The sequence below is a fragment of the Sphingomonas sanguinis NBRC 13937 genome (assembly GCF_001591005.1).
GTDB lineage: Bacteria > Pseudomonadota > Alphaproteobacteria > Sphingomonadales > Sphingomonadaceae > Sphingomonas > Sphingomonas sanguinis.
This window is the reverse complement of the sequence record NZ_BCTY01000018.1, coordinates 32,868-54,721: the sequence shown is the minus strand read 5'-3', so window position 1 is coordinate 54,721 and position 21,854 is coordinate 32,868. Positions and strand designations below refer to the sequence as shown.

Here is a 21,854-nt window from a genome sequence, read left to right as displayed (position 1 = left end):
CGCCCCCGATGATCCACCGCAACTGGGCCCCGGCCTCCGCCGGGGTGCAAAGAAATATACAGCGTGGCTGCTGAGCCCCACGTAATCTTGTCTCACCCCCCTGCCCCCGCTACATCGCTTCGCGTGAAAATCGCGTCCTGGAACATCAATTCGGTGCGTTTCCGTGCCGCCATCGTCGAGCAATTCCTGAAGGAAGCCGCGCCCGACGTGCTGTGCCTCCAGGAGACGAAGGTCGTCGATGACGACTTCCCCTTCGACCTGTTCCGGGCGTTGGGCTACGACCACATCATTATCCACGGCCAGCGGATGCATCACGGCGTCGCGATCGTCGCGCGCGTACCCATCGCCGAGGACGACCGCCTCGACTGGCAGGCCAATGCCGAGGCGCGGCATGTCGGCATCCGCCTGCCAAACGGCGTACGATTGGAGAATGTCTATATCCCGGCGGGCGGCGACGTGCCCGACCGCGAGAAGAATCCGAAATTCGGCCAGAAGCTCGATTTTCTCGGCCGCATGATCGACTGGTCAGGTCAGCTGGACTGCCCGACGATCCTGACCGGCGATTTTAACATCGCCCCGCTCGAGTCGGATGTGTGGAGCCACAAGCAGTTGCTCGACGTGGTCAGCCATACCCCCATCGAGGTGGAGACGCTGGGCAAGTTGCAGGCGTCGAACGACTGGGTCGATCTGGGCCGTCACTTCATCCCCGCGCCGCAGCGGCTCTATACCTGGTGGAGCTACCGCGCGAAGGACTGGGCGGCATCGGATCGCGGGCGGCGACTCGACCATATGTGGGCGACGCGCGACGTGGCCGACAAGGCGGTGGCGCATCAGGTGTTCGAGGGGTGCCGCAGCTGGCTGAAGCCCTCGGACCATATCCCGATCATGACGGAATTCGATTTTTGAGCCATCCCGACTCCAAGGCAGCGGCGCGCGCGATCGATGCGCTGCGCCGGGGTTGGCCGATCGCGATTGCGGGCCAGTCCCTGCTGGCGGTCGAGACGGCCGATCCGCTGCGCCTCGCCGCCTTCGATCCCGAAGGCCTGGCGCCCGTCCTCATCTCGGCGGGACGCGCGGCGACGTTGAAGCTGACCAACCAGCTGGAGGCCGCCGATCCCGACGCCGCCGTGCTGGTCGAGCGCGCGCCCTGGGTCGACTTCGCCGCCGCCACCGCGCTAGCCGATCCGCAATTCGACCTGGCGACCCCGCTGAAAGGACCGTTTCGCGCCCTCCCCCTGCCCGATCCGGCGGTCGCGGCGGCGGCGATCCGGTTCGCGCGGATCGCCGGAATGCTGCCCGCCTTCTTCGTCGGCGGCACGGGTGTCGAGGCCGAGGTTTCGCTGGCCGACATCGCCGCGCATGAGAATGCCGAGGCGCTGGCCATCGCCACCCGTGCCCGCCTGCCCGTCGCGGGCGCGGAAAATGCCGAGATCGTCGCCTTCCGCTCGCCCCATGCAGCGGGCGAGCATGTCGCGCTGCTGATCGGCCAGCCGAACGGCCAGCCGCCGCTGGTGCGGCTGCACAGCGAATGCCTGACCGGCGATGTGCTCGGCAGCCTGAAATGCGATTGCGGGCCGCAGCTTCATGCCGCGATCCATGCCATTGCCACATCGGGCTGGGGCATATTGCTCTATCTGCGCCAGGAGGGCCGCGGGATCGGCCTGGTCAACAAGCTGCGCGCCTATCAGCTACAGGATCAGGGGTTCGATACCGTCGACGCCAATACCCGGCTGGGCTTTGCCATCGATGCGCGCGACTTCGGCGTGGCGGCGCGGATGCTGACCCTGTTGGGACAGGACAAGGTGCGGCTGCTAACCAACAATCCGGCCAAGGTCGCCGGGCTGGACGCGGCGGGGGTGCGGGTGATCGAGCGGGTGGCGCACAGCCTGCCGCCCAATCCGCATAACGAACGCTATCTGGCGACCAAGCGCGACCGGACCGGCCACCAGCTCTGACCCGACCGGTCGCGCCGAACTGGGCGGTGCGGACGCGTTAGAGCCCCAGTTCGCGCCGCACGTCCGTATAGTCCTGCGCGATGGCAGCCACACCGATCGCGCGCAGCCGCTGGTCATGCCCGACCGCACAATGCGTGCCCATGCACATGCCGATGACATGCCCCCCGCTCGCCACCGCGCCGGTCGCACCAACGGGCGAATCCTCCAGGATCGCGCAATCCGCGATGTCGACGCCCAGCCGATCGGCCGCGAACAGATAGAGGTCGGGCGCGGGCTTGCCGCGCGTCACATGCTCGCGCCCGCTATAGACATGCTCGCCAAACGCCTCACGCAGGCCGAGATGGCGCAGATGCCGGTCGAGCCAGACGGTCGGGCTGGACGACACCACCGCGCGGGGGAAATTGGCCGGCAGCGAGCGGACGAAATCGACTGCCCCGGCAATCGCCGCAATGCCCTCCTCCATCGCGCGCACATCCTCATCGCGCCGCGCCTGGTAGAAGCTTTCAGGCAGCGACTGCCCAATCCGCCCTTCGATCGCGGCGATGAAGTCCTTGCCCGCCAGCCCCATATAATGGTGCATCGCCTCTTCCGGGCTATGCGGATGGCCGTTGGCGCTCAGCCATTCGGCGAGATGGCGGTTGCCCTCATATTCGCTGTCGATCAGGACGCCGTCGAAATCGAACAGCAGTGCGGCAAAGCGGCTCATCCGCGCGCCCCGAACAGCGCGCTGCCGACGCGGACATGGCTGGCCCCCAGCATGGCGGCGACCTCATAATCCTCGGACATGCCCATGCTCAGCTTTTCGAGACCAAGTTCGCGCGCCATCTTGGCGAGCAGCGCGAAATAGGGGGCAGCGTCCACCCCATGCGGAGGGATCGCCATCAAACCGATGATCGGCAGTCCGGCGGCGCGCGCCTCCGCCAGCATGGCGGGCGCCTCTGCGATGGCGCAGCCGCCCTTCTGCTCCTCCTCGCCGATATTCACCTGCAGGAAACAGGCGGGCCGCTTGCCGCTCTTGTCCATCGCTTCGGCCAGCGCGGCGATCAGCGAGGGGCGGTCGACGGTGTGGATCACGTCGAACAGGGCGACCGCATCGGCGGCCTTGTTCGACTGGAGCTGGCCGATCAGGTGGAGTTCGACGCCCGCATACGCGTCGCACAGCGCGGGCCATTTGGCGGCCGCCTCCTGCACGCGATTTTCGCCGAACACGCGGTGCCCGGCCTCGAGCAGCGGGCGGATCGTGTCGGCGTCATGCGTCTTCGACACCGCGATCAGGGTCGGGGTGGCATGATCGCCCAGCTTCGCGGCGCGCTGAAGTTCGGCAGAGACGGTATGGAGGCGGGAAACGCTGTCGTCGGTCATGCTCCGCGCTATAGTCCGGGCGATGGCCGACCGATACCCCGTGACATGGCTGATGACCGACGAGCGGCTGGGCGATAGACTCTGGGCCGCGCTCCGCGCGCTGCCGCCGGGATCGGGCGTGGTGTTCCGCCATCACGCAACGCCCCCGGCCGAACGGCGCGCGATTCACCGGCGAGTGTGGCGAATCGCCAAGGCGCGGCGGCTGATGCTGCTGGTGGCGGGAGGAGGCCTGCCCGGCGACGGGGTGCACAAAGCCGGGCGGACGACCGGTGTGCGAAGCTGGTCCGCGCATGATCGGGCAGAAGCGATCCAAGGCTGGAAGGCGGGTGCAGACCTGCTGTTCGTGTCGCCCCTCTATCCCACTCGGTCGCACCCCGGCGCTCCCGCATTGGGTTTGGCGCGCGCAGCTCGAATCGGGCATGGTCTGGGCCTACCGCGAATCGCGCTGGGCGGAATGGATGCGGCTCGATTTCGCATCTTGCGCGGCCGCTTTCACGGCTGGGCGGCGATCGATGCATGGGGGCAGCATTCGTCTAACCGGGTCAGGGGTTCGTCATGCGAATCGTCCGATGATCCCACAACCATATCGGGGGGAATAGGGCGATGTTTGCGTTGATCCTGACGATGGCGATGGCAATAAATGCGCCGATCCCCGAAGGCCTTGCCGACTTTATCCGGGACAAGAAACTGACCCGCTACGACTATGCGTTGGCGGATCTGAACAGGGATGGCCGCCCGGAAGCGCTGGTCTATGCCATCGCGTCGACGGATGGCAGAGGACAGCCGGATTTTTGCGGTTCCGGCGGATGCTGGCTTTACGTTTTGGCACTTCGCCCAAACGGCTATCGTCGGATTTCGGCCATCAGCATCACGCGTCCGCCGATCCGGGTCCTTTCCAGCGCGTCGCATGGCTGGCATGATCTGAGCGTGCTGGTCGCCGGTGGCGGTATCCTGCCCGGTTATCGCGCGCGGCTGCGCTTCAACGGGCAAACCTATCCCACCAATCCCAGCATGGCGCCAGCCCAGCCGATAAAGGGGCTCGATCATGGCAGGACCGTCATCGCTGCCGAGAAATTACGCCCATCGCAGTGAAATACCGGCTGTCGTCCGGCGACGGCGCTTAGAAGCGGAAAGCGGTGCCCAGATAGACCGCCTGGCTGTTGCGGCGATCGTCGTCCATCCGCGCCAGACGGTCGCGATCCGAGCGATAGCGGACCCCCGCCGTCACATCGAGGTTGCGAGTCAGCGCATAGGACCCGCCCATATCGAGCGAATAATTGGCTGGCACGTCGACCAGCTTGGGCGCACCATCAATCGGACGATCGGTCGAGGCCTTCACACGGCCGGTGAAGCGATTGGCGGTGTAGCTGACCGCGACATCGGCGGTTTCACGGCTGCCCGGCAGCCCGGCCAGATCGACCCGCGCGATATCACCCGACAGCGCCACCCGCTTCCAACCCACCGCGACGCCCAGATTATAGGAGATCGGTGCCAAGCCGACGGTCGGCGCGGTGTTGGCCGCGATCCGCTCTTCGTTGGTACGGCTGGTTCGTGCGCGCACCGCAACGGAGACCGGACGGCCGGTCCCACGCTGGCTTTCCGCCGGGGTGAAGCGCAGATCGCCTGCCTCCAGCCCACTCTTGGCGAAGATCGCCGCCAGCCGGGGATCGGCGGAGGCGGGCGTGAACCCACCACGCATCAGGCTGAGCGAGGAGCGCTTGGGTGCGGTGCGGCTGGTCTGCTCGACCGCGCCGATGGCGGGCGCGACCATCGCCGTCGCGGCGACAAGCGCCCCGATTGCGATTCCGATCACCACACGCCCGAACGACACGCTACACCCCTTGTTTAAGGCCCCTTTATGGGATCGCTCCTAACACGGAATCAGGTGCGAGCGATCCCATTGTTACGGCCGCGATGGCGAATCTTGTCCGACTGTTGCGCATCCTCCACAGAATCACGCCGTCCCACCCCGATCCCAGACGATTCGCCCGGGATTACCCGGACCGCTTGCCGGGGTGGCGGGGCCCCTGTAGAGGCTATAGCCAACCCTTATTCCCAGTCAGGACAATGCCGATGCTTCGCCGTTCCGCCACCGCGTTCGCGGTACTCGCCGCCCTGTCGCTCGGCGCCTGTGCCGGCAAGAAGGATCGCCCCCAGGCCGATCTCGCCGCCTCGAAGATCACGACGATCGGCGTGAACTCCTATCTGTGGCGCGCCAGCCTCGACACGCTCAGCTTCATGCCGCTCGCCGAGACGGATTCCAACGGTGGCGTCATCGTCACCGACTGGTACGTCAATCCGCAGATCCCGACCGAGCGGATGAAGGTGACCGTCACCATCCTCGATCAGGACCTGCGCGCCGACGCGCTGCGCGTGACCGCCCTGCGCGAGGTCAATCGCGGTGGCCAGTGGGTGGAGGCGCCCGTGCAGGCCGCCACCATCCAGAAGCTGGAAGACATCATCCTCACCAAGGCGCGCGACCTGCGCCGTGCCTCGGTCACCACGAAGTAAAAGACGACCAGAATGGCCTCGCGTTACAATGCCCTGAAATCGGATTCGACCTGGCAGCGGATCTGGGAGGAGCGGCGCACCTTCGCCGCCGACGACCACAGCGCCAAGCCGCGGTCCTATGTTCTTGAGATGTTTCCCTATCCGTCGGGGCGCATCCATATGGGCCATGTCCGCAACTATACGATGGGCGACGTGCTGGCGCGCTATCGGCGGATGATCGGCCATGAAGTGCTCCACCCGATGGGCTGGGACGCGTTCGGCATGCCCGCCGAAAATGCCGCGATGGAAAAGGGCGTCCATCCGGGCGGCTGGACCCGCGACAATATCGCGACGATGAAGGCGCAGCTGAAGCGGCTGGGCTTCGCGCTCGACTGGACGCGCGAGATCGCGACCTGCGAGCCCGATTATTACGGCCATGAACAGGCGCTGTTCCTCGACCTGTATGCCGGCGGGCTGGTTTATCGAAAGGAATCGGCGGTTAACTGGGACCCGGTCGACATGACCGTGCTGGCCAACGAGCAGGTGATCGACGGGCGCGGCTGGCGCTCGGGCGCGCTGGTCGAGAAGCGCAAGCTGAACCAGTGGTTCCTGAAGATCACCGACTTCGCCGACGAGCTGCTGGAGGGCCTGACCTCCCTTGAGCATTGGCCCGACAAGGTGAAGCTGATGCAGGAAAACTGGATCGGCCGCAGCAAGGGCCTCCAGTTCCGTTTCGCCCCTGTCGCGCCCTTCGCGACGCCGATCGAGGTATATTCGACTCGGCCCGACACCATCTTCGGCGCGAGCTTTGTCGCGATCGCGGCGGACCATCCGATCGCGCGCGAACTGGCCGAGACGAACGCCGAAGCGGCGGCGTTCATCGAACGCTGCAAGGCGGGCGGGACGACGGCGGCCGAGCTGGAAACCCAGGAAAAGCTGGGCTTCGAGACCGGCTATCGGATGCAGCATCCGATGGACAGCAGCATCACCCTGCCCGTCTACATCGCGAACTTCGTGCTGATGGATTACGGCACGGGTGCCGTCATGGGCGTGCCCGCGCATGACCAGCGCGACCTGGATTTCGCGCGGAAATACGGCCTGAGCGTCACCCGCGTCGTCGCCGATGGCGAGGTCACCGCACCGGTGTTCGAGGGCAATACCGCCTATACCGGTGCCGGGCAACTGGTGAACTCCGGCCCGCTCGACGGCATGGATGTCGAGGCCGCCAAGGCCGCCGTCATCGCCCGCGCCGAAAGCGAGGGCTGGGGCCAGGGCCAGACCGTGTACCGCCTGCGCGACTGGGGTGTCAGCCGCCAGCGTTACTGGGGCACGCCGATCCCGATCATCCATTGCGAGGATTGCGGCGCGGTGCCGGTGCCCAAGGACCAGCTGCCGGTCACGCTGCCCGAGGATGTGACCTTCGACGTCCCCGGCAATCCGCTCGACCGCCATGCGACGTGGAAGCATGTCGACTGCCCGAATTGCGGCAAGCCCGCCCGGCGCGAGACCGACACGCTCGACACCTTCGTCGATTCGTCCTGGTATTTCATCCGTTTCGCCAGCCAGCCCAAGGATCGCCCGTTCGATCCCGAGGTGGTGAAGCAGTGGCTGCCGGTCGGGCAGTATATCGGCGGCGTCGAGCATGCGATCCTGCACCTGCTCTATGCCCGCTTCTGGACCCGCGCCTTGAAGCATATCGGCCTGATCGACGTGGCGGAGCCCTTTGCGGGCCTGTTCACGCAGGGCATGGTCACGCACGAGAGCTACAAGTCCTCGGACGGCCGCTGGCTCGCCCCCGGCGAAATCCGTGACGGTATCGAGATCGCGACTGGCCAGCCAATCACGGTCGGCCGCGTCGAGAAGATGTCCAAGTCCAAGAAGAACACCGTCGATCCCGAGCCGATCGTGGATCAGTACGGCGCGGACGCGGTACGCTGGTTCATGCTGTCCGACAGCCCGCCCGAGCGCGACCTGCCCTGGTCGGAATCGGGCATCGAGGGCTCGTGGCGCTTCGTCCAGCGCTTGTGGCGTCTGTTCGACGGTTCGGAAGCCGCCGACGGCGAGGACAAGGCCCTCTCGCGCAAGCTGCACCAGACCATCGCGGGCGTCGCGGCGGATATCGAGGCGCTGGCCTTCAACAAGGCCGTCGCCAAGCTGTACGAGCTGGTCAACGCCATCGAAAAGGCCAAGCCGTCGGCCGCCCGTAACGAGGCGATCCGCACCACCATGCTGCTGGTCGCACCGATGGTCCCGCACATGGCCGAGGAAGCCTGGGCCGGCATGGGCCAGGACGGCCTGATCGCCGACGCCGCCTGGCCGGTGGTCGACGAAAACCTGCTGGTCGAGGACGAAGTCACCGTCGCGGTGCAGGTCAACGGCAAGCTGCGCGACACGCTGACCGTCGCCAAGGGGTTGCCGAAGGACCAGTTGGAGGCGACCGCGCTGGCGTCGGACAAGATCGTCCGCGCGCTCGACGGTGCAACCCCGAAAAAGGTAATCGTGGTGCCCGACCGTCTGATGAACATCGTCGCATGAAGAGCGCCCTCCCCCTGATCGCTGCCGGTCTGGCACTGACGCTGGGTCTGTCGGGCTGTGGGCTGCATCCGCTTTATGCGGGCGGCGGCTCCGGCCCGGTGGCCAATGCCCTGTCGCAGATCGAGGTCGCACCGATTCAGGGTAAGGCGGGCTGGCTGATGGCCAATGCGCTGAACGACCGGCTGGGCGGCAAGACCGGCAATGCGCGTTACCGCCTCGACGTGAAGCTGGACGACCAGATTCGCGGCCTGGGCGTGCGGCGCGACGACTCGGTGGTGCGCGAACGCCGTATCCTGCGCGCACGCTATCAGCTGGTCGATCAGACGAGCAACGCGGTGCTGGTCGACGCCACCGCCGGATCGGACGCGGGAATCGACGTGGTCCGCTCCGAATATGCGACCATCGCGGCGGAAAACACCGCGTTGGAGCGGCTGTCGGTGATCGTCGCGGATGAAATCGTCGCGCGACTCGCCACCTATGCCCGGTCGCGGCCTGGTGAGGCGATGGCGCCCGCACGGCCGTGACGGCGCCCCAGCCGTGAAAGCCAACGCCAACCAGATTCGCCAGGCGCTGGGGCGTCCCTCCGCCGATATCCGCCTCTATCTGCTCCACGGTCCCGATGAAGCGGGGGCCAGCGAGCTGGCGCGAATCCTGGCCAAGGCGATGGGCCAGGATGCCGAACGGATCGACCTCGATTCGGCCACGCTGAAGAGCGATCCGGCCCGCCTGACCGACGAGGCCGCGTCCATGTCGCTATTCGGCGGCCCGCGCCATATCCGTATCGCCAGCGTCGGCGAAGAGGGTCTGGCGGCCTTCACCGCGCTGTTGGAAGCCGAGTCGGCGGGCAATCCCGTCGTTGCCATCGCCCCCACGGTCAAGACGACCGCCAAGATCGTCAAGCTCGCGCTCGATTCACCCCGCGCCATGGCATTCGGCTGCTATGCGCCGACAGCGGCAGACGCCGAGCGGCTGGCGGTCACGCTTGGCGGCGAGATGGGCCTGCGGCTTGCGGCGGGCGTCCCAGCGCGGCTGGTCGAGGCGGCAGCCGCCGATCGATCGGTGATGACGCGCGAGCTGGAAAAGCTGTCGCTTTATCTCGACGCGGCACCCGACCGATCGCGCGAAGTCGATCATGCCGCGATGGACGCGATCGGCGCCGATCTGGGCGAGGTCGAGATGGGCGACGCGGTGGAGGCTGTGGTCGAGGGCCGGGTCGGCGATCTGGGCGGTGAACTCGCCCTGCTCGACGAAGGCGGAGCCTCGCCCATCCCCTGGCTACGCGCCCTAGCCCGCCGTCTGGTCGCGCTTGCGGAAATGCGCGCCGATATCGATGCGGGCGAACCGGTCGAAGCGGTGATGAAACGCCACCGCGTCTTCTTCCGCGACGAAGCGAAGACCGCCCGGGCCCTGCGCCGCTGGACCCCAGCGATGCTGGCGCGGGCGATGGCCCGGATTCGCGCTGCCGAACGAGCGGTCATGGCACCGGGCAATGCCGGGGCGGTGCTGGCCGAATCGGAAGCGACCATCATTGCGCAGGGAATTGCGCGGCGAGGCTAGGGGATTGTTCTTAGGCCCCCCGCCCCGCCCTATCAAAAATCAAACGCCAACTGCGCCTGTCTGCGAAACAGACCGGCGTCCCGCTTTCAAATGCCCTCACCGGTCAGCCGCTGGCACACCATATCGAGCTGATCGAGTGTCGAGTAGCTGAGGGTCAGCGTCCCTCCCTTCTCGCCATGCGCGATCCGCACCGACAGGCCGAGCAGATCGGCGAGCTGGCCCTCCAGCGCGGCGATATCGGCGTCCGCCGCATCCTGTCCCGAGGCCCGCGGCCCCTTCTCGCCACGCTCTTCGGCCGCCTTGCGTCCGCCGCCCTTGGCTTCGCGGGTCAGCTTCTCGGTCTCGCGAACGCTCAAACCGCGCGCAATGACCTGATCGGCCAGCGATTCGACCTCGTCCGCGCCCAGCAGCGCGCGGGCATGGCCCATGGAGAGCGCACCGGTGACCACTTGGGCCTGCACCGTATCGGGCAGTTCGAGCAGGCGGAGCAGATTGGCGACATGGCTGCGCGACTTGTGGACGATCTTGGCCAGCGCTTCCTGCGTGTGGCCGAACTCTCCCGCCAGCCGCTGATAGGCCTGCGCCTCTTCGATGGCGTTCAGGTCCTGGCGCTGGATATTCTCGATCAGCGCGACTTCGAGCGTCTGCGCATCGTCGAAGTCACGCACCACGACCGGCACTTCGTGCAGCCGTGCGCGCTGCGCCGCACGCCAGCGGCGTTCGCCCGCGACGATTTGATAGTCCTTGCCATGCGGGCGGACGACGATCGGTTGGATCAGCCCGCGCGCCGCGATCGAGGCGGCGAGTTCGTCGAGCGCCGCTTCCTCGAAATGACGGCGCGGCTGGTCCGGGTGCGGCGACAGCGAGCCGACGGGGAGCATCCGCACGCCACCGGGCGTCGGCTGGTCGCCCGGCCGGATCGGCGCTTCACGCGCGATGTCACCGAGCAAAGCGCCCAGCCCGCGCCCCAGACCCGGACGCGGGCGCTTGGTGGTCGTCTCCTCGCTCATGCCGCCGCTGCTCCGGGCTGGGGCGTGCCGAGCGGCAGGCGCGCGATCAGCTCCCGCGCCAGTGCGATATAGGCCTGGCTGCCGACGCAGCGATGGTCATAGATCAACGCAGGTAAACCGTGGCTGGGCGCCTCCGACAGCCGGACGTTGCGCGGAATCACCGTATCGAACACCACACCTCCCAAAACGGCGCGCACATCGGCTGACACCTGATCGGTCAGCCGGTTGCGCCGGTCGTACATCGTCAAAGCCACGCCCAGGATCGCGAGCCCCGGATTGAATCGCGCGCGAATCCGCTCGACCGTGGTCAGCAGCTGCGACAGCCCCTCCAGCGCGAAGAACTCGCATTGCAGCGGTACGAACAGCGAGTCGGATGCGACCATCGCGTTGATCGTCAACAGCCCCAGCGAGGGCGGGCAATCAACCAGCACGATGTCCCAATGCCCCTGCGTCCGCCGCAATGCGTGATCCAGCCGGTGGGTACGATTCTCATAATCGACCAGCTCCAGCTCAGCGCCGGACAGATCGACGGTGGCGGGCACCACGTCCAGGCGCGGCACCTGGGTATGCACCACCGCATCGTCGATCCGCGCCTCGCCCAGCAGCACATGATAGCTGGAGAAGACACGCTGGCTATTGGGAATGCCCAGTCCCGTCGAAGCGTTGCCCTGCGGATCGAGATCGATCAGCAACACGTTCAGACCCGTCGCCGCCAGAGCGGTGGCAAGGTTGATAGCGCTGGTGGTCTTACCCACCCCGCCCTTCTGGTTCGCAATGGCAACGCAGATCATCGGGCCCCTACTCGGTCGAGGATCACGATCGACGATTCCGCCGAGGTGATGCTATGTTCCACGTGAAACACGAAGCGCCATTGCCGCTTGAGGGTCTTGATTTCGCGCTCGTCCAGACGGCCGCGCGGGAGCAGCCACCGTGTATCCTGTTTGCCGCAGTGGGCGGCTGCGCGCAAAAGGTTTTCGACCGTTGCCACCGCACGCGCCGAAATAACATCGGCCTTCACGTCCACCGCCTCGATCTTGGACGCGTAGACCGTCACGCGGTCCGCCACCCCCAGCCGCTCGGCACATTCGCGTAGGAAGTCGGCGCGGCGCTTGCGTGGTTCGACCAGCGCCATGCGGCCGGGCCAGGCGAGCGCAACGACCATGCCGGGGAACCCACCCCCCGTGCCGATATCCACCCATTGCCCATCCGCGCGGTCGGCCAGCGGGATCAGCTGAACCGAATCGAGCGCGTGGCGGGCCCAGATGGTCGCGATCGTCGAGGGCGCGATCAGATTCTGCTGGTCATTCTCGACGATCACGAGGTTCAGAAAATAGTCGATCCGCTCTGCGGCCTCTTCGCCATATCGCTGGACAACCCAGTCACGCGCTTGTTCTTCGGTCATGCCGCCACCTTTCGGGCGTGAAGGAGGACGGCCGACAAAGCGGCCGGGGTGATGCCACGAATACGCGACGCGGCCGCCAGCGTCGCGGGGCGCGCCAGGCTCAGCCTGTCGATCATCTCCTGCGACAAGCCAGGAATGGCGGCGTAATCGAGCGAAGCCGACAACAGGATCTGCTCATCGGCGCGCAGTCGCGCCACCTCCTCGGCCTGGCGTTCGACATAGGGAGCGTAGCGAGCATCCTCCAGCGTCTCGGCCACCACTGCCGGATCGCAACCCTCGGCCGCGTCGGGTGCGACATGCGCCAGCGTCACGCCGTCAAAGCGCAGCCATTCATAGGCCGTCCGCCGTGCGCCATCCTGTGCGATCGCCGCCCCGCTGCGCGCGAGATCGGATGCGGTGCGGACCACGGACAGTCGCTCCCGCAACATCTGCTGCTGCTCCTGCCGCCGCCGACGATGTGCCAACCGCTCCGCCGACAGGCACCCGGCAGTTTCGGCGATCCCACCCAACCGCGTTTCCGCATTGTCGGCTCGCAGCGACAGGCGATACTCGGCCCGCGCGGTGAGCATGCGATAAGGCTCGGTCACGCCCTGCAACACGAGATCGTCGATCATCACGCCCAGATAGCTCGACGCTCGGTCGAGAATGACCGGCGACAAATCACAGGCATGCGCCGCAGCATTGAGCCCCGCAATCAGCCCCTGCCCCGCCGCTTCCTCATAACCGGTCGTACCGTTGATCTGGCCGGCGCAGAACACGCCGGGAAGCGCGCCCAAAGCCAGCCGGGCGTCGAGCGCGCGCGGGTCGATATGATCATACTCTACCGCATAGCCCGGCAGCGTGATGACCGCGCGTTCCAACCCCGGCATGGAGGCGATCATCGCCTCCTGCACATCGGTCGGCAGCGAGGTCGACAGGCCGTTGGGATAGACCAAAGGATCGTCCAGCCCCTCCGGCTCCAGGAATATCTGATGGCTGTCACGGTCGGCGAAGCGCTTGATCTTGTCTTCGATCGACGGGCAGTAACGCGGGCCATTCGCCTCGATCGCGCCAGTGAACAGTGGCGAGCGGTGGAAGGCCGCCGCGATGATCGCATGGGTTTCTTCGGTCGTCCGGGTGATCGCGCAGGCGATCTGGGGCAGCGGTCGGGCCGCCGTCATCGGCGACATGGTCCAAGGATCGGTGTCGGAAGGCTGCTCGTCCAGCTTGGCCCAGTCGATGGTGCGACCGTCGAGACGTGGCGGCGTGCCGGTCTTCATCCGTGCCATCGGCAAGCCCAGCGCGCGGAGTTGTTCGGCCATCCGGGTCGCCGCTCGTTCGCCGATCCGGCCGCCCAGGTGCCGCTCCTCGCCGCGGAACAGTCGCCCGCCCAGGAACGTCCCCGTCGCCAGCACCACCGCACGGGTCGACAGGATCGCGCCATCGGCCAGCTGCACACCCGCAACCCGATCGGCTTCAAGGACCAATGCCTCGGCCTCGCCCTCGACGATGGTGAGGTTCGGTTGCGCCGCCAACATGGACTGGATCGCCCCGGCATAACGCCGCCGGTCCGCCTGCACGCGCGGTCCCTGCACCGCCGTACCCTTGCTGCGGTTGAGCATGCGGTAATGGATCGCGCCCATATCCGCCGCGCGACCGATCAGCCCGTCAAAGGCATCGACCTCACGCACGATATGGCCCTTCCCCAATCCGCCAATGGCGGGATTGCAGGACATGGCGCCCAGGCCATGACGATCAAAGGACAAAAGGGCCGTCCGCGCACCCCGGCGCGCAGCCGCCGCAGCGGCCTCGGTTCCCGCGTGACCACCACCGATCACTACGACATCAAACATGCTCCCGCCCTATCGCAAGGACCGGGTAGCGTCAAAGCGATCCCCACCAACATTCTATGCTTAACGTTCCACGTGGAACAATTACTTGCCGAGGCAAAAGCGTCCGAACAGTGCATCGAGCATCGTCTCGGTCGCACTGACGCCCAGCACTTCCGCCAGCGCCTGTCGTGCCACCCGCAATTCCTCCGCCATCAAAAGGATGTCGTCGGTCGGCGCAGCGATCAGCGCATTGGCGGCGCGGCGGCATTGCTCCTGCTGGTGCCGCTTGAACCCGATCGCGTCTTCGCGCGGTAACAGTGCGGTCGCGGTATCCGCAATCGCGTCCCAGACGCTGGCTACACTGGCAACCTCATCACGCCGCACGGCCAACCGTCGCCCCTCGGGCAGCCCCCCTCTCCCCGGCAGATCGGCGCGCGAATGGAGCCAGATCGCATCGCCGCGCGGCGGAGGCGTGTCGGCCATCCATAACAGGATGTCCGCCTGAAGGATCGCCTCCTGCGCGCGGGTGACGCCGATCGCCTCGATCACGTCATCGGTATCTTCGGCCAGTCCGGCGGTGTCTGTCAGCACATAGGCCACCCCGCCCCGCAGCACACTCGCCTCGATCCGGTCGCGGGTGGTGCCCGCGATCGGTGACACAATGGCCGCCTCACGCTCGACCAGCAGATTGAGAAGCGTCGACTTACCGCTATTGGGCGGCCCGGCGAGCACCACCCGGATACCGTCGTGAAGCCGGTCGACCGGCGGCCGCTCGACCACCTCCAGCATCACGATGGCCAGTTCGTGCATGTCGCTCTTGATCCGCGACACCGCCGCCGGATCGAGCGGCACGTCATCTTCTTCGGCGAAATCGAGCATCGCCTCGACCATCGCCGAGAGCATCGCCAGCCGGTCCATCCAGCCACGCACAGCCTGGCTCACCCGCCCCTCGACCGCCCCGATCGCAGCACGGCGCTGTCGCTCGGTCTGCGCTTCCAGCAGATCGGCCAGCCCCTCCGCCTCGGCCAGATCGATCCGGCCGTTGAGCAATGCGCGCCGGGTGAACTCGCCCGGCTCGGCTCGGCGAACGCCCGGACGTTCGGCCAAGGCGCGCTCGACCGCCGCGACTACTGCGCGACCACCATGGCAATGCAGTTCGACCAGATCCTCGCCGGTTGCGGTCGCCGGGCCAGGGAAGCACAGCAGCAATGCCGAATCGAGCACCGCGCCGCTTGCATCCTTCAACGTCCGCAGGCTCGCACGACGGGCCTCAGGCAAACGTCCACCCAGCCGCTCGGCCGCCGCAAACGCCGCCGGACCGCTCACCCGGATTACCGCGATGGCGGCGGGCGGCTGTCCACTGGAGACGGCGAAGATCGTGTCGGTCATCCCCAAGGTCAGCCCTTCTGCCCCTCGAACATCCGGCGCCACATGGTCATGCTCGCCTCGCCCATCGGCGCCCAGTTGCGCATCATCGCCTCGATCATCTCGGGCTTCACGCCGGACTGCATCGTGTCGAGCATCATCTGGACATAGCGTTCATGGATCGGCGTCAGGTCGGGCAGGCCCATGGCGCGACGCGCCTCTTCGGGCGTGCAGTCGATTTCCACATTCACTTTCACGGTGCCATTCTCCTCACGCGACCAAGTGAGGCATAAGGCGTTATCGTCGCGACGACCACAGGAGACCCGCATGACTGCCACCAAGACCATCGCCGCCCCCCACGGCGAAGGCCAATTCAACGCCTATTATGCCGAGCCGGAGAGTCAGCCGACCGCCGCGATCATCGTCATCCAGGAAATCTTCGGCGTGAATGCGGGCATCCGCCGCAAGTGCGACACGCTGGCCGAGGCGGGCTATCTCGCCGTCGCCCCCGATCTTTTCCACAAGATCGCCCCCGGCATCGAGCTGGACCCCGACATCCCCAACGAGATGCAACAGGCACTCGACCTGATGGAGAAGTTCGACCAGGACGGCGGCATTCGCGATATCGAGGCGACGATCAAGGCGATCCGCGACGAGCATGGCGCGGACTTCAAGGTCGGCGTCGTCGGCTATTGCCTGGGCGGGCGCCTGGCCTTCATGACCGCCGCGCGGACCGATGTGGATGCCAGTGTCGGCTATTATGGCGTCGGCATCGACGGCCTGCTGAACGAGAAGCACGCCATCGCCAACCCGGTCCTGCTCCACATTCCGCAGGAGGATCACTTCGTCGACAAGGACGCGCAAGCGCGGATGCATGAGGGACTGGACGATCACCCCAAGGTCACGCTGTATGATTATGCCGGTGAGGATCACGGCTTTGCGACCGAGTTCGGTCAGCGGCGCTCGGATGAGTCCGCCAAGCTGGCGGACGAACGCACCATGGCATTCTTCGCGGAACATCTCCGCTAAACAGAAACCACCCTCACCCTTCCCACCCGCGCTGCGGGCGGGCCCCTTCCCTCTCCCATTGGGAGAGGGAGGGAGGCGCGAAGCGCCGGAAGGGTGAGGGTGTTTGTTACGCCGCCTTGGCCAGCGCCTCGGCGATCAGTTTGCGGCTGTTATCCACACCATAAAGCGCGATGAAGCTGCCCATGCGCGGTCCTTGCGCCGAACCCAGCAGCGTCTCGTACAGCGCCTTGAACCAGTCGCGCAGCGACGGGAAGGCGTCGGTCTTGCCGATCTCATAGACGATGTTCTGGATGTCCTCGGCCGTCGCGCCCTCGGGCAGCGCCGCGAGTTGTGCATCTAGCTGGCGCAGCGCGTCGGTCTCATGCGGCTCAGGCGCGCGGCGCTGGAGCGTCGGCGCGACGAAATCGCGGGCATAGGCCAGCGCATGGTCGATCAGCCGGTCAAGCTCGGGATATTTCTCCGCCGACGCTTCCGGAACATAATTGGCGAGATAGCCCCAGACCTGCTCCTTGGTCGCCTCGCCCATCACGCCGACTAGGTTGAGCAGCAGCCCGAACGTCACCGGCAACTCGCCCTCGGGCAGCTTGCCGTCATGGATATGGTGGACCGGATTGCCCAGCTGCTCCTTGAGCGACTGGTTGGGATAGTTCACGCGGAACTGCCAATATTCGTCCACCGCGCGCGGGATGACGCCAATGTGCAGCTGCTTGGCCTTTTTCGGCTCGCGATAGGCGAAGAAGGCCAGGCTCTCCTCGGGCCCATAAGTCAGCCATTGGTCGAGGCTGAGGCCGTTGCCCTTGGACTTGGAGATCTTCTCGCCATGCTCGTCGAGGAACATCTCATAGTTGAAGCCCTCGGGCGGACGGCCGCCGAGTACCCGCGCGATCTTCGACGACTGGGTGACCGAGTCGATCAGGTCCTTGCCCGCCATCTCGTAATCCACGCCCAGCGCGACCCAGCGCATCGCCCAGTCGACCTTCCATTGCAGCTTGGACAGGCCGCCCAGCGCCGACTGGACGATCCGCTCGCCCTCATCCTCGAAAGCGATCAGGCCCGCCTCGGCATCGACCACTTCGATCGGGACCTGCAATACGATGCCCGACTTGGGGCTGATCGGCAGGACCGGCGAATAGGTCGCACGGCGCTCGGCGCGAAGCGTCGGGAGCATTACATCCTGAATGCCCTGGAAGTGCTTGAGCACCAACCGCAGCGCATCGTCGAACCGGCCAGACGTGTAGTATTCCGTCGACGAGGCGAACTCGTAATCGAAGCCATAGCGGTCGAGAAACTGGCGCAGCATCGCGTTGTTGTGCGCGGCGAAGCTGTCGAACTTCTCGAACGGGTCGGGCACCTGGGTCAGCGGCTTGCCGAGATGCGCGCGCAGCAGCTCCTGGTTCGGCACATTGTCCGGCACCTTGCGCAGGCCGTCCATATCGTCCGAAAAGGCGATCAACCGGGTCTTCTGATCCGACAGCGCGTGGAAGGCATTGCGGACCATGGTGGTGCGCAGCACTTCGTTGAACGTGCCGATATGCGGCAGGCCCGATGGGCCATAGCCGGTTTCAAACAGGATCGGCGCACCGCCCGGCTTGCCATCGGGATAGCGTTTGAGGAGCTTGCGAGCCTCCTCATAGGGCCAGGCCTTGGACTCGAAAGCGGTGGAGCGGAGTTCGTCTGTCATAGGGTTGCCATGTGGCAAGACAGGGCGTGATGCACAATGCATTTTGCGATTTCCACGGACTGCTCGCTGCTCATGCACAGAGTTATCCACAGGGTGAGTTGTTCCACGTGGAACAGAGAGGATGGTATTGCTTGTCCTTCCCTCCCCCATCCCCTCCCGCCTGCGGGAGGGGAGTGCCTAGTTGAAAGGACAAGCGCGCCTCACGCGGTAAGCCCCTCCCGCAGGCGGGAGGGGTTTGGGGAGGGCATCGCCGAGAGCTATTTGCTCAATAGGTCGCTTCAATTCCCCCATCCCCCGTTGCCAACCTGTTCCCACTCCCCGATATCATGACAGTGACCGCACTCCCCCACCCCGCCCTTCATGCCAGCCATAGCGGCGTGTGGATTTCTACCGGGGGGCAGACCCGTGCCGTCTCGCGCGGCGAAGCGATCGGTCTGGCGTCCGAAACGCCGGTCATCCTGCTCAACGCGCCGTTGATCGGCCAGCGGCTGGGTTATGCCGACCTGTCCGGGCTCGACATCCTCGAACTCTTCTCCTTTCTGCGCCCCGCCCAATTCGCCGTCCCAACGCCGCACGGCCTCGCCCGCGCCTGTGGATTGGAGCCGCCGGAAAACGATGCGGACGTGGCCGTCTTTCTACTTCGGGCAACCGAAAAGCTTCTCGCCATGCCGGACGGCGCATGGCCCGAACGCGAAGGCGCCTGGACCGCCGCGCAGAGCCTGGCTCGACTCCGCTGGCCCTGGGCACCGCTGATCGGCCCACGCCTCACCCGCCCCGAGCGCAACGAGCGATGGCTGTTCAGCGCTCTGCCGGAATGGGAGGAGGACGCCCCCCGCCCCGCCCCACGCACGATCGACCTGCCGCCGCAGGACTCGGAGGAGCGGCTGCGACGCCTGACCGGTGACGGGGCCGAGGAACGCCCGGGGCAGCGCGCCTATGCCGCCGCCGTCACCGCTGCCTTCGCCCCGCGCGCGGTGCGCGACACGCCCAACATGGTGCTGGCCGAGGCGGGGACCGGCATCGGCAAGACGCTCGGCTATCTCGCCCCCGCCAGTCTCTGGGCTGAGCGGGCGGGCGGCGCGGTGTGGATATCCACCTATACCAAGGCGCTGCAACGCCAGTTGAGCGGGGAAACCGCGCGCATCTTCCCGGATGCCGTGCTGCGCAAGGAACGTGTCGTCACCCGCAAGGGCCGTGAGAATTATCTGTGCCTGCTCAATCTGGAGGATGCGCTGCAAGGCGGGTTCGCCGGACGCGCTGCGGTGCTGGCGCAACTGGTTGCGCGTTGGGCGGCCTATACCACCGATGGCGACATGGTCGGGGGTGACCTGCCCGGCTGGCTGACCACCTTGTTCCGCCGCAACGGGTCGGCCGCGCTGACCGACCGGCGCGGCGAGTGTGTCTATGCGGGCTGCCCGCATTACCGGAAATGCTTCATCGAACATGCGGCGCGGGCGTCGGTGCAGGCCGATATCGTCATCGCCAACCATGCGCTGGTCATGGTCAACGCCGCACGTGGCCGCGAGACTCAGACGCGGCCGACCCGCTACGTCTTCGACGAGGGCCATCATCTGTTCGATGCAGCGGACTCGATGTTCGCCACCGCGCTGACGGGTTCGGAGACGATCGAGCTGCGCCGCTGGATACTCGGCCCCGAAGCCGGATCACGGGGTCGTCGCCGGGGCCTCGCGGCGCGGCTGTCCGATGTCGCCAGCTATGACGAAGGCGGTAACCGCGCGATCGGCGATGCGGTGCAGGCGGCGCACGCGCTGGCAAGCGAAGGCTGGCTGGGGCGATTGGCGGAGGGCCAGCCCTTCGGTCCGATAGAGGCGTTGCTCGCAGCGGTACGGGGCCTGGCCTTTGCCCGCGCCGAACAACCGGGCGATGCCGGTTATGGCCTGGAGACCGAGCTGGCCGATCCCTCCCCCGCGCTGATCGAAGCCGCCGGACCTGCCGCCCATGCGCTCGATGCACTGCTGCGGCCGTTGGTGACGCTGGGCCAGCGGTTGGAGGCGGTGTTGCAGGAAGCGCCCGACTGGCTCGACGGCCAGGCACGCGCGCGGGTGGAAGGCGCCATCGCCTCAATCGCATGGCGCGCGGAAACGGTCGCCGCCTGGCTGTCGCTGCTCGCGCGGATCGGTGGGCCGGTCGATCCCGATTTCGTCGATTGGCTCGCGGTCGATCGGGTCGAGGGGCGCGAATATGATATCGGCCTGCATCGCCACTGGCTCGACCCCACCCGCCCCTTTGCCGAGATCGTGCTGAAGCCTGCGCATGGGGCGCTCGTTACCTCGGCGACCTTGCGGGCCGGGGGAGATTGGGACGTGGCGGAGGCGCGGACGGGCGCGCCGCATCTGGCGCGTGGTCCCGCCCATTTCGTCGCGGAGAGCCCGTTCGATTATCCGACGCGCGCGGAAGTGCTGATCGTCACCGATGTGAAGCGTGGCGACATTCCGCAACTTGCCAATGCCTATGCCCGGCTGATCGCGGCGGCGAAGGGCGGGACGCTGGGGCTCTTCACCGCGATCCGCCGGTTGCGCGGGGTGCATGGCCGGATCGCCGACCGGCTGGCGCGCGACGGGCTGGCGCTGCACGCACAGCATGTCGATCCGATCGACACCGGCACGCTGGTGGATATCTTTCGCGACGATCCCTCCGCCTCGCTGCTCGGCACCGATGCGTTGCGCGACGGAGTGGACGTACCGGGCTCGTCCCTCCGGCTGGTGGTGATGGAGGGTGTGCCTTGGCCCAAGCCCACCGTGCTACACGCCGCGCGCAAGCTGGCGGGGGGCGGCAGCGCCTATGACGACCGTATCGTCCGCGCGCGGCTGGCCCAGGCGTTCGGGCGACTGATCCGGCGCGCCGACGATCGCGGCGCCTTCGTCCTGCTGTCCGCTGCCATGCCGTCTCGGCTGCTCGACGCCTTTCCGCCCGGTGTCGCGATTTCACGGGTGACACTCGACGAAGCCGTCGCGCGGGTGGCGGGGCGGCTTTCCTCCGACGCGGGGATCGGGCATGGAGGGAGCGACATCCTGCCAGCCGCCGCCCCGGAGACTTCGATCCGATGAAGACGCTGACGCTCCTTCGCCATGCCAAATCAAGTTGGGACGATCCGGTCGCGCGTGACTTCGACCGGCCGCTCAACGCCAAGGGGCGGCGCGCCGCGGCGATGATCGGGCGGGAGCTAAAATCGCTGGCGTTCGCGTTCGACCATATCCTCGCCTCCCCCGCTATCCGGGTGATGGAAACATTGGACGAAGTATGGGGCGGTTACGGCCGCCGACTGGAGCCGGTATGGGACAAGGCGCTGTATCTCGCCTCCGCCGCCAGCCTGCTCGATCAGGTCCATGCGCTGCCCGATACCGCAGAGCATGTGTTGATGGTTGGGCATAATCCGGGGCTGGAGGATCTGGTCCTCGACCTGACCCTGGACGGCGAGCTGCGTGAGCGAGTGGAGGACAAATATCCGACCGCGACGGTAGCGCAAATGACGCTGCCCATCGCGGCCTGGACCGAGGCACGGTCGCATAGCGCGACGCTGGTGGCGTTCATCCGGCCGCGCGATCTCGACCCGACGCTGGGGCCGGATGCTCCGTGAAGCCCTGCCGATTGCCCACATCCTATTCCTCCCCTTGCAGGGAAGGAATGAAGAAAAGG

Annotated in this window: 21 protein-coding genes; 11 read left to right on the top strand and 10 right to left on the bottom strand. The window is 66.6% G+C overall.

Annotation, left to right across the window (positions count from 1 at the left end):
- The first annotated feature begins 123 nt into the window (after nucleotides 1–123).
- Together SSA01S_RS09685 and ribA are read left to right on the top strand one after the other, a co-directional pair.
- The gene (locus SSA01S_RS09685; RefSeq protein ID WP_061780237.1) at nucleotides 124–906 is read left to right on the top strand and encodes an exodeoxyribonuclease III; all 783 of its coding nucleotides are present in this window, start codon (nucleotides 124–126) and stop codon (nucleotides 904–906) included.
- Complete coding sequence (gene ribA / locus SSA01S_RS09680; protein WP_061780236.1) at nucleotides 903–1,955, top strand: GTP cyclohydrolase II; 1,053 nt, start codon at nucleotides 903–905, stop codon at nucleotides 1,953–1,955. The genes SSA01S_RS09685 and ribA overlap by 4 nt, the downstream gene beginning before the upstream one ends.
- A gap of 37 nt (nucleotides 1,956–1,992) precedes the next feature.
- Here the strand turns inward: ribA and SSA01S_RS09675 are convergent, their stop codons facing one another.
- The gene (locus SSA01S_RS09675) at nucleotides 1,993–2,661 is read right to left on the bottom strand and encodes an HAD family hydrolase (RefSeq protein WP_061780235.1); all 669 of its coding nucleotides are present in this window, start codon (nucleotides 2,659–2,661) and stop codon (nucleotides 1,993–1,995) included.
- Nucleotides 2,658–3,317, bottom strand: coding sequence for a YggS family pyridoxal phosphate-dependent enzyme (locus SSA01S_RS09670; RefSeq protein WP_061780234.1), 660 nt, complete (start codon nucleotides 3,315–3,317; stop codon nucleotides 2,658–2,660). The genes SSA01S_RS09675 and SSA01S_RS09670 overlap by 4 nt, the downstream gene beginning before the upstream one ends.
- A gap of 22 nt (nucleotides 3,318–3,339) precedes the next feature.
- Here SSA01S_RS09670 and SSA01S_RS19095 point away from each other — a divergent pair, with 22 nt between their 5' ends.
- Together SSA01S_RS19095 and SSA01S_RS09665 are read left to right on the top strand one after the other, a co-directional pair.
- Nucleotides 3,340–3,933 (top strand): thiamine phosphate synthase, encoded by a 594-nt coding sequence (locus SSA01S_RS19095; protein ID WP_334316365.1) that lies wholly within the window; start codon nucleotides 3,340–3,342, stop codon nucleotides 3,931–3,933.
- Nucleotides 3,921–4,409 (top strand): COG3650 family protein, encoded by a 489-nt coding sequence (locus tag SSA01S_RS09665; RefSeq protein ID WP_061780233.1) that lies wholly within the window; start codon nucleotides 3,921–3,923, stop codon nucleotides 4,407–4,409. The genes SSA01S_RS19095 and SSA01S_RS09665 overlap by 13 nt, the downstream gene beginning before the upstream one ends.
- 28 nt (nucleotides 4,410–4,437) lie before the next feature.
- On the opposite strand, the gene SSA01S_RS09660 is transcribed toward SSA01S_RS09665, so the two are convergent.
- Nucleotides 4,438–5,148: a hypothetical protein gene (locus SSA01S_RS09660; protein WP_244885651.1), complete on the bottom strand. Its 711-nt coding sequence runs from the start codon at nucleotides 5,146–5,148 to the stop codon at nucleotides 4,438–4,440.
- A 242-nt stretch (nucleotides 5,149–5,390) separates the two neighbouring features.
- Here SSA01S_RS09660 and SSA01S_RS09655 point away from each other — a divergent pair, with 242 nt between their 5' ends.
- The 4 genes from SSA01S_RS09655 to holA are packed head-to-tail and all read left to right on the top strand — an operon-like array spanning nucleotide 5,391 to nucleotide 9,899.
- A complete protein-coding gene (locus SSA01S_RS09655) occupies nucleotides 5,391–5,828 on the top strand; it encodes a DUF3576 domain-containing protein (RefSeq protein WP_061780243.1) in 438 nt (145 codons plus the stop codon).
- Nucleotides 5,829–5,840: 12 nt separating this feature from the next.
- Nucleotides 5,841–8,342 carry a leucine--tRNA ligase gene (leuS, locus tag SSA01S_RS09650; protein WP_061780232.1) on the top strand — a complete coding sequence of 834 codons (2,502 nt, stop codon included), beginning with the start codon at nucleotides 5,841–5,843 and terminating at the stop codon, nucleotides 8,340–8,342.
- The gene (gene lptE, locus SSA01S_RS09645) at nucleotides 8,339–8,866 is read left to right on the top strand and encodes an LPS assembly lipoprotein LptE (protein ID WP_061780231.1); all 528 of its coding nucleotides are present in this window, start codon (nucleotides 8,339–8,341) and stop codon (nucleotides 8,864–8,866) included. Before leuS ends, lptE begins: the two co-directional genes overlap by 4 nt.
- Before the next feature lie 13 nt (nucleotides 8,867–8,879).
- On the top strand, nucleotides 8,880–9,899 hold the full coding sequence (holA, locus tag SSA01S_RS09640; protein WP_061780230.1) for a DNA polymerase III subunit delta: 1,020 nt from the start codon (nucleotides 8,880–8,882) through the stop codon (nucleotides 9,897–9,899).
- 86 nt (nucleotides 9,900–9,985) lie between these two features.
- Here the strand turns inward: holA and SSA01S_RS09635 are convergent, their stop codons facing one another.
- The 6 genes from SSA01S_RS09635 to SSA01S_RS09610 form a co-directional block, all read right to left on the bottom strand.
- On the bottom strand, nucleotides 9,986–10,909 hold the full coding sequence (locus tag SSA01S_RS09635; RefSeq protein ID WP_058715273.1) for a ParB/RepB/Spo0J family partition protein: 924 nt from the start codon (nucleotides 10,907–10,909) through the stop codon (nucleotides 9,986–9,988).
- On the bottom strand, nucleotides 10,906–11,700 hold the full coding sequence (locus SSA01S_RS09630) for a ParA family protein (RefSeq protein ID WP_061780229.1): 795 nt from the start codon (nucleotides 11,698–11,700) through the stop codon (nucleotides 10,906–10,908). Before SSA01S_RS09630 ends, SSA01S_RS09635 begins: the two co-directional genes overlap by 4 nt.
- The gene (gene rsmG / locus SSA01S_RS09625; RefSeq protein WP_061780228.1) at nucleotides 11,697–12,311 is read right to left on the bottom strand and encodes a 16S rRNA (guanine(527)-N(7))-methyltransferase RsmG; all 615 of its coding nucleotides are present in this window, start codon (nucleotides 12,309–12,311) and stop codon (nucleotides 11,697–11,699) included. Before rsmG ends, SSA01S_RS09630 begins: the two co-directional genes overlap by 4 nt.
- Nucleotides 12,308–14,143 (bottom strand): tRNA uridine-5-carboxymethylaminomethyl(34) synthesis enzyme MnmG, encoded by a 1,836-nt coding sequence (mnmG, locus tag SSA01S_RS09620; protein ID WP_061780227.1) that lies wholly within the window; start codon nucleotides 14,141–14,143, stop codon nucleotides 12,308–12,310. The genes rsmG and mnmG overlap by 4 nt, the downstream gene beginning before the upstream one ends.
- A gap of 81 nt (nucleotides 14,144–14,224) precedes the next feature.
- On the bottom strand, nucleotides 14,225–15,511 hold the full coding sequence (gene mnmE / locus SSA01S_RS09615; protein WP_061780226.1) for a tRNA uridine-5-carboxymethylaminomethyl(34) synthesis GTPase MnmE: 1,287 nt from the start codon (nucleotides 15,509–15,511) through the stop codon (nucleotides 14,225–14,227).
- A gap of 8 nt (nucleotides 15,512–15,519) precedes the next feature.
- Nucleotides 15,520–15,744, bottom strand: coding sequence for a DUF6489 family protein (locus tag SSA01S_RS09610; RefSeq protein ID WP_042486898.1), 225 nt, complete (start codon nucleotides 15,742–15,744; stop codon nucleotides 15,520–15,522).
- A 70-nt stretch (nucleotides 15,745–15,814) separates the two neighbouring features.
- On the opposite strand from SSA01S_RS09610, the gene SSA01S_RS09605 reads away from it, so the two are divergent.
- Nucleotides 15,815–16,516: a dienelactone hydrolase family protein gene (locus tag SSA01S_RS09605; RefSeq protein WP_061780225.1), complete on the top strand. Its 702-nt coding sequence runs from the start codon at nucleotides 15,815–15,817 to the stop codon at nucleotides 16,514–16,516.
- A 106-nt stretch (nucleotides 16,517–16,622) separates the two neighbouring features.
- Here SSA01S_RS09605 and SSA01S_RS09600 read toward each other — a convergent pair whose 3' ends face one another.
- Nucleotides 16,623–18,197 carry a lysine--tRNA ligase gene (locus tag SSA01S_RS09600; RefSeq protein WP_061780224.1) on the bottom strand — a complete coding sequence of 525 codons (1,575 nt, stop codon included), beginning with the start codon at nucleotides 18,195–18,197 and terminating at the stop codon, nucleotides 16,623–16,625.
- Nucleotides 18,198–18,523: 326 nt separating this feature from the next.
- Here SSA01S_RS09600 and SSA01S_RS09595 point away from each other — a divergent pair, with 326 nt between their 5' ends.
- Both SSA01S_RS09595 and SSA01S_RS09590 read left to right on the top strand, forming a co-directional pair.
- A complete protein-coding gene (locus SSA01S_RS09595; protein ID WP_061780223.1) occupies nucleotides 18,524–21,265 on the top strand; it encodes an ATP-dependent DNA helicase in 2,742 nt (913 codons plus the stop codon).
- Nucleotides 21,262–21,795: a SixA phosphatase family protein gene (locus SSA01S_RS09590; RefSeq protein ID WP_061780222.1), complete on the top strand. Its 534-nt coding sequence runs from the start codon at nucleotides 21,262–21,264 to the stop codon at nucleotides 21,793–21,795. Before SSA01S_RS09595 ends, SSA01S_RS09590 begins: the two co-directional genes overlap by 4 nt.
- The last annotated feature ends 59 nt before the right edge of the window (nucleotides 21,796–21,854 follow it).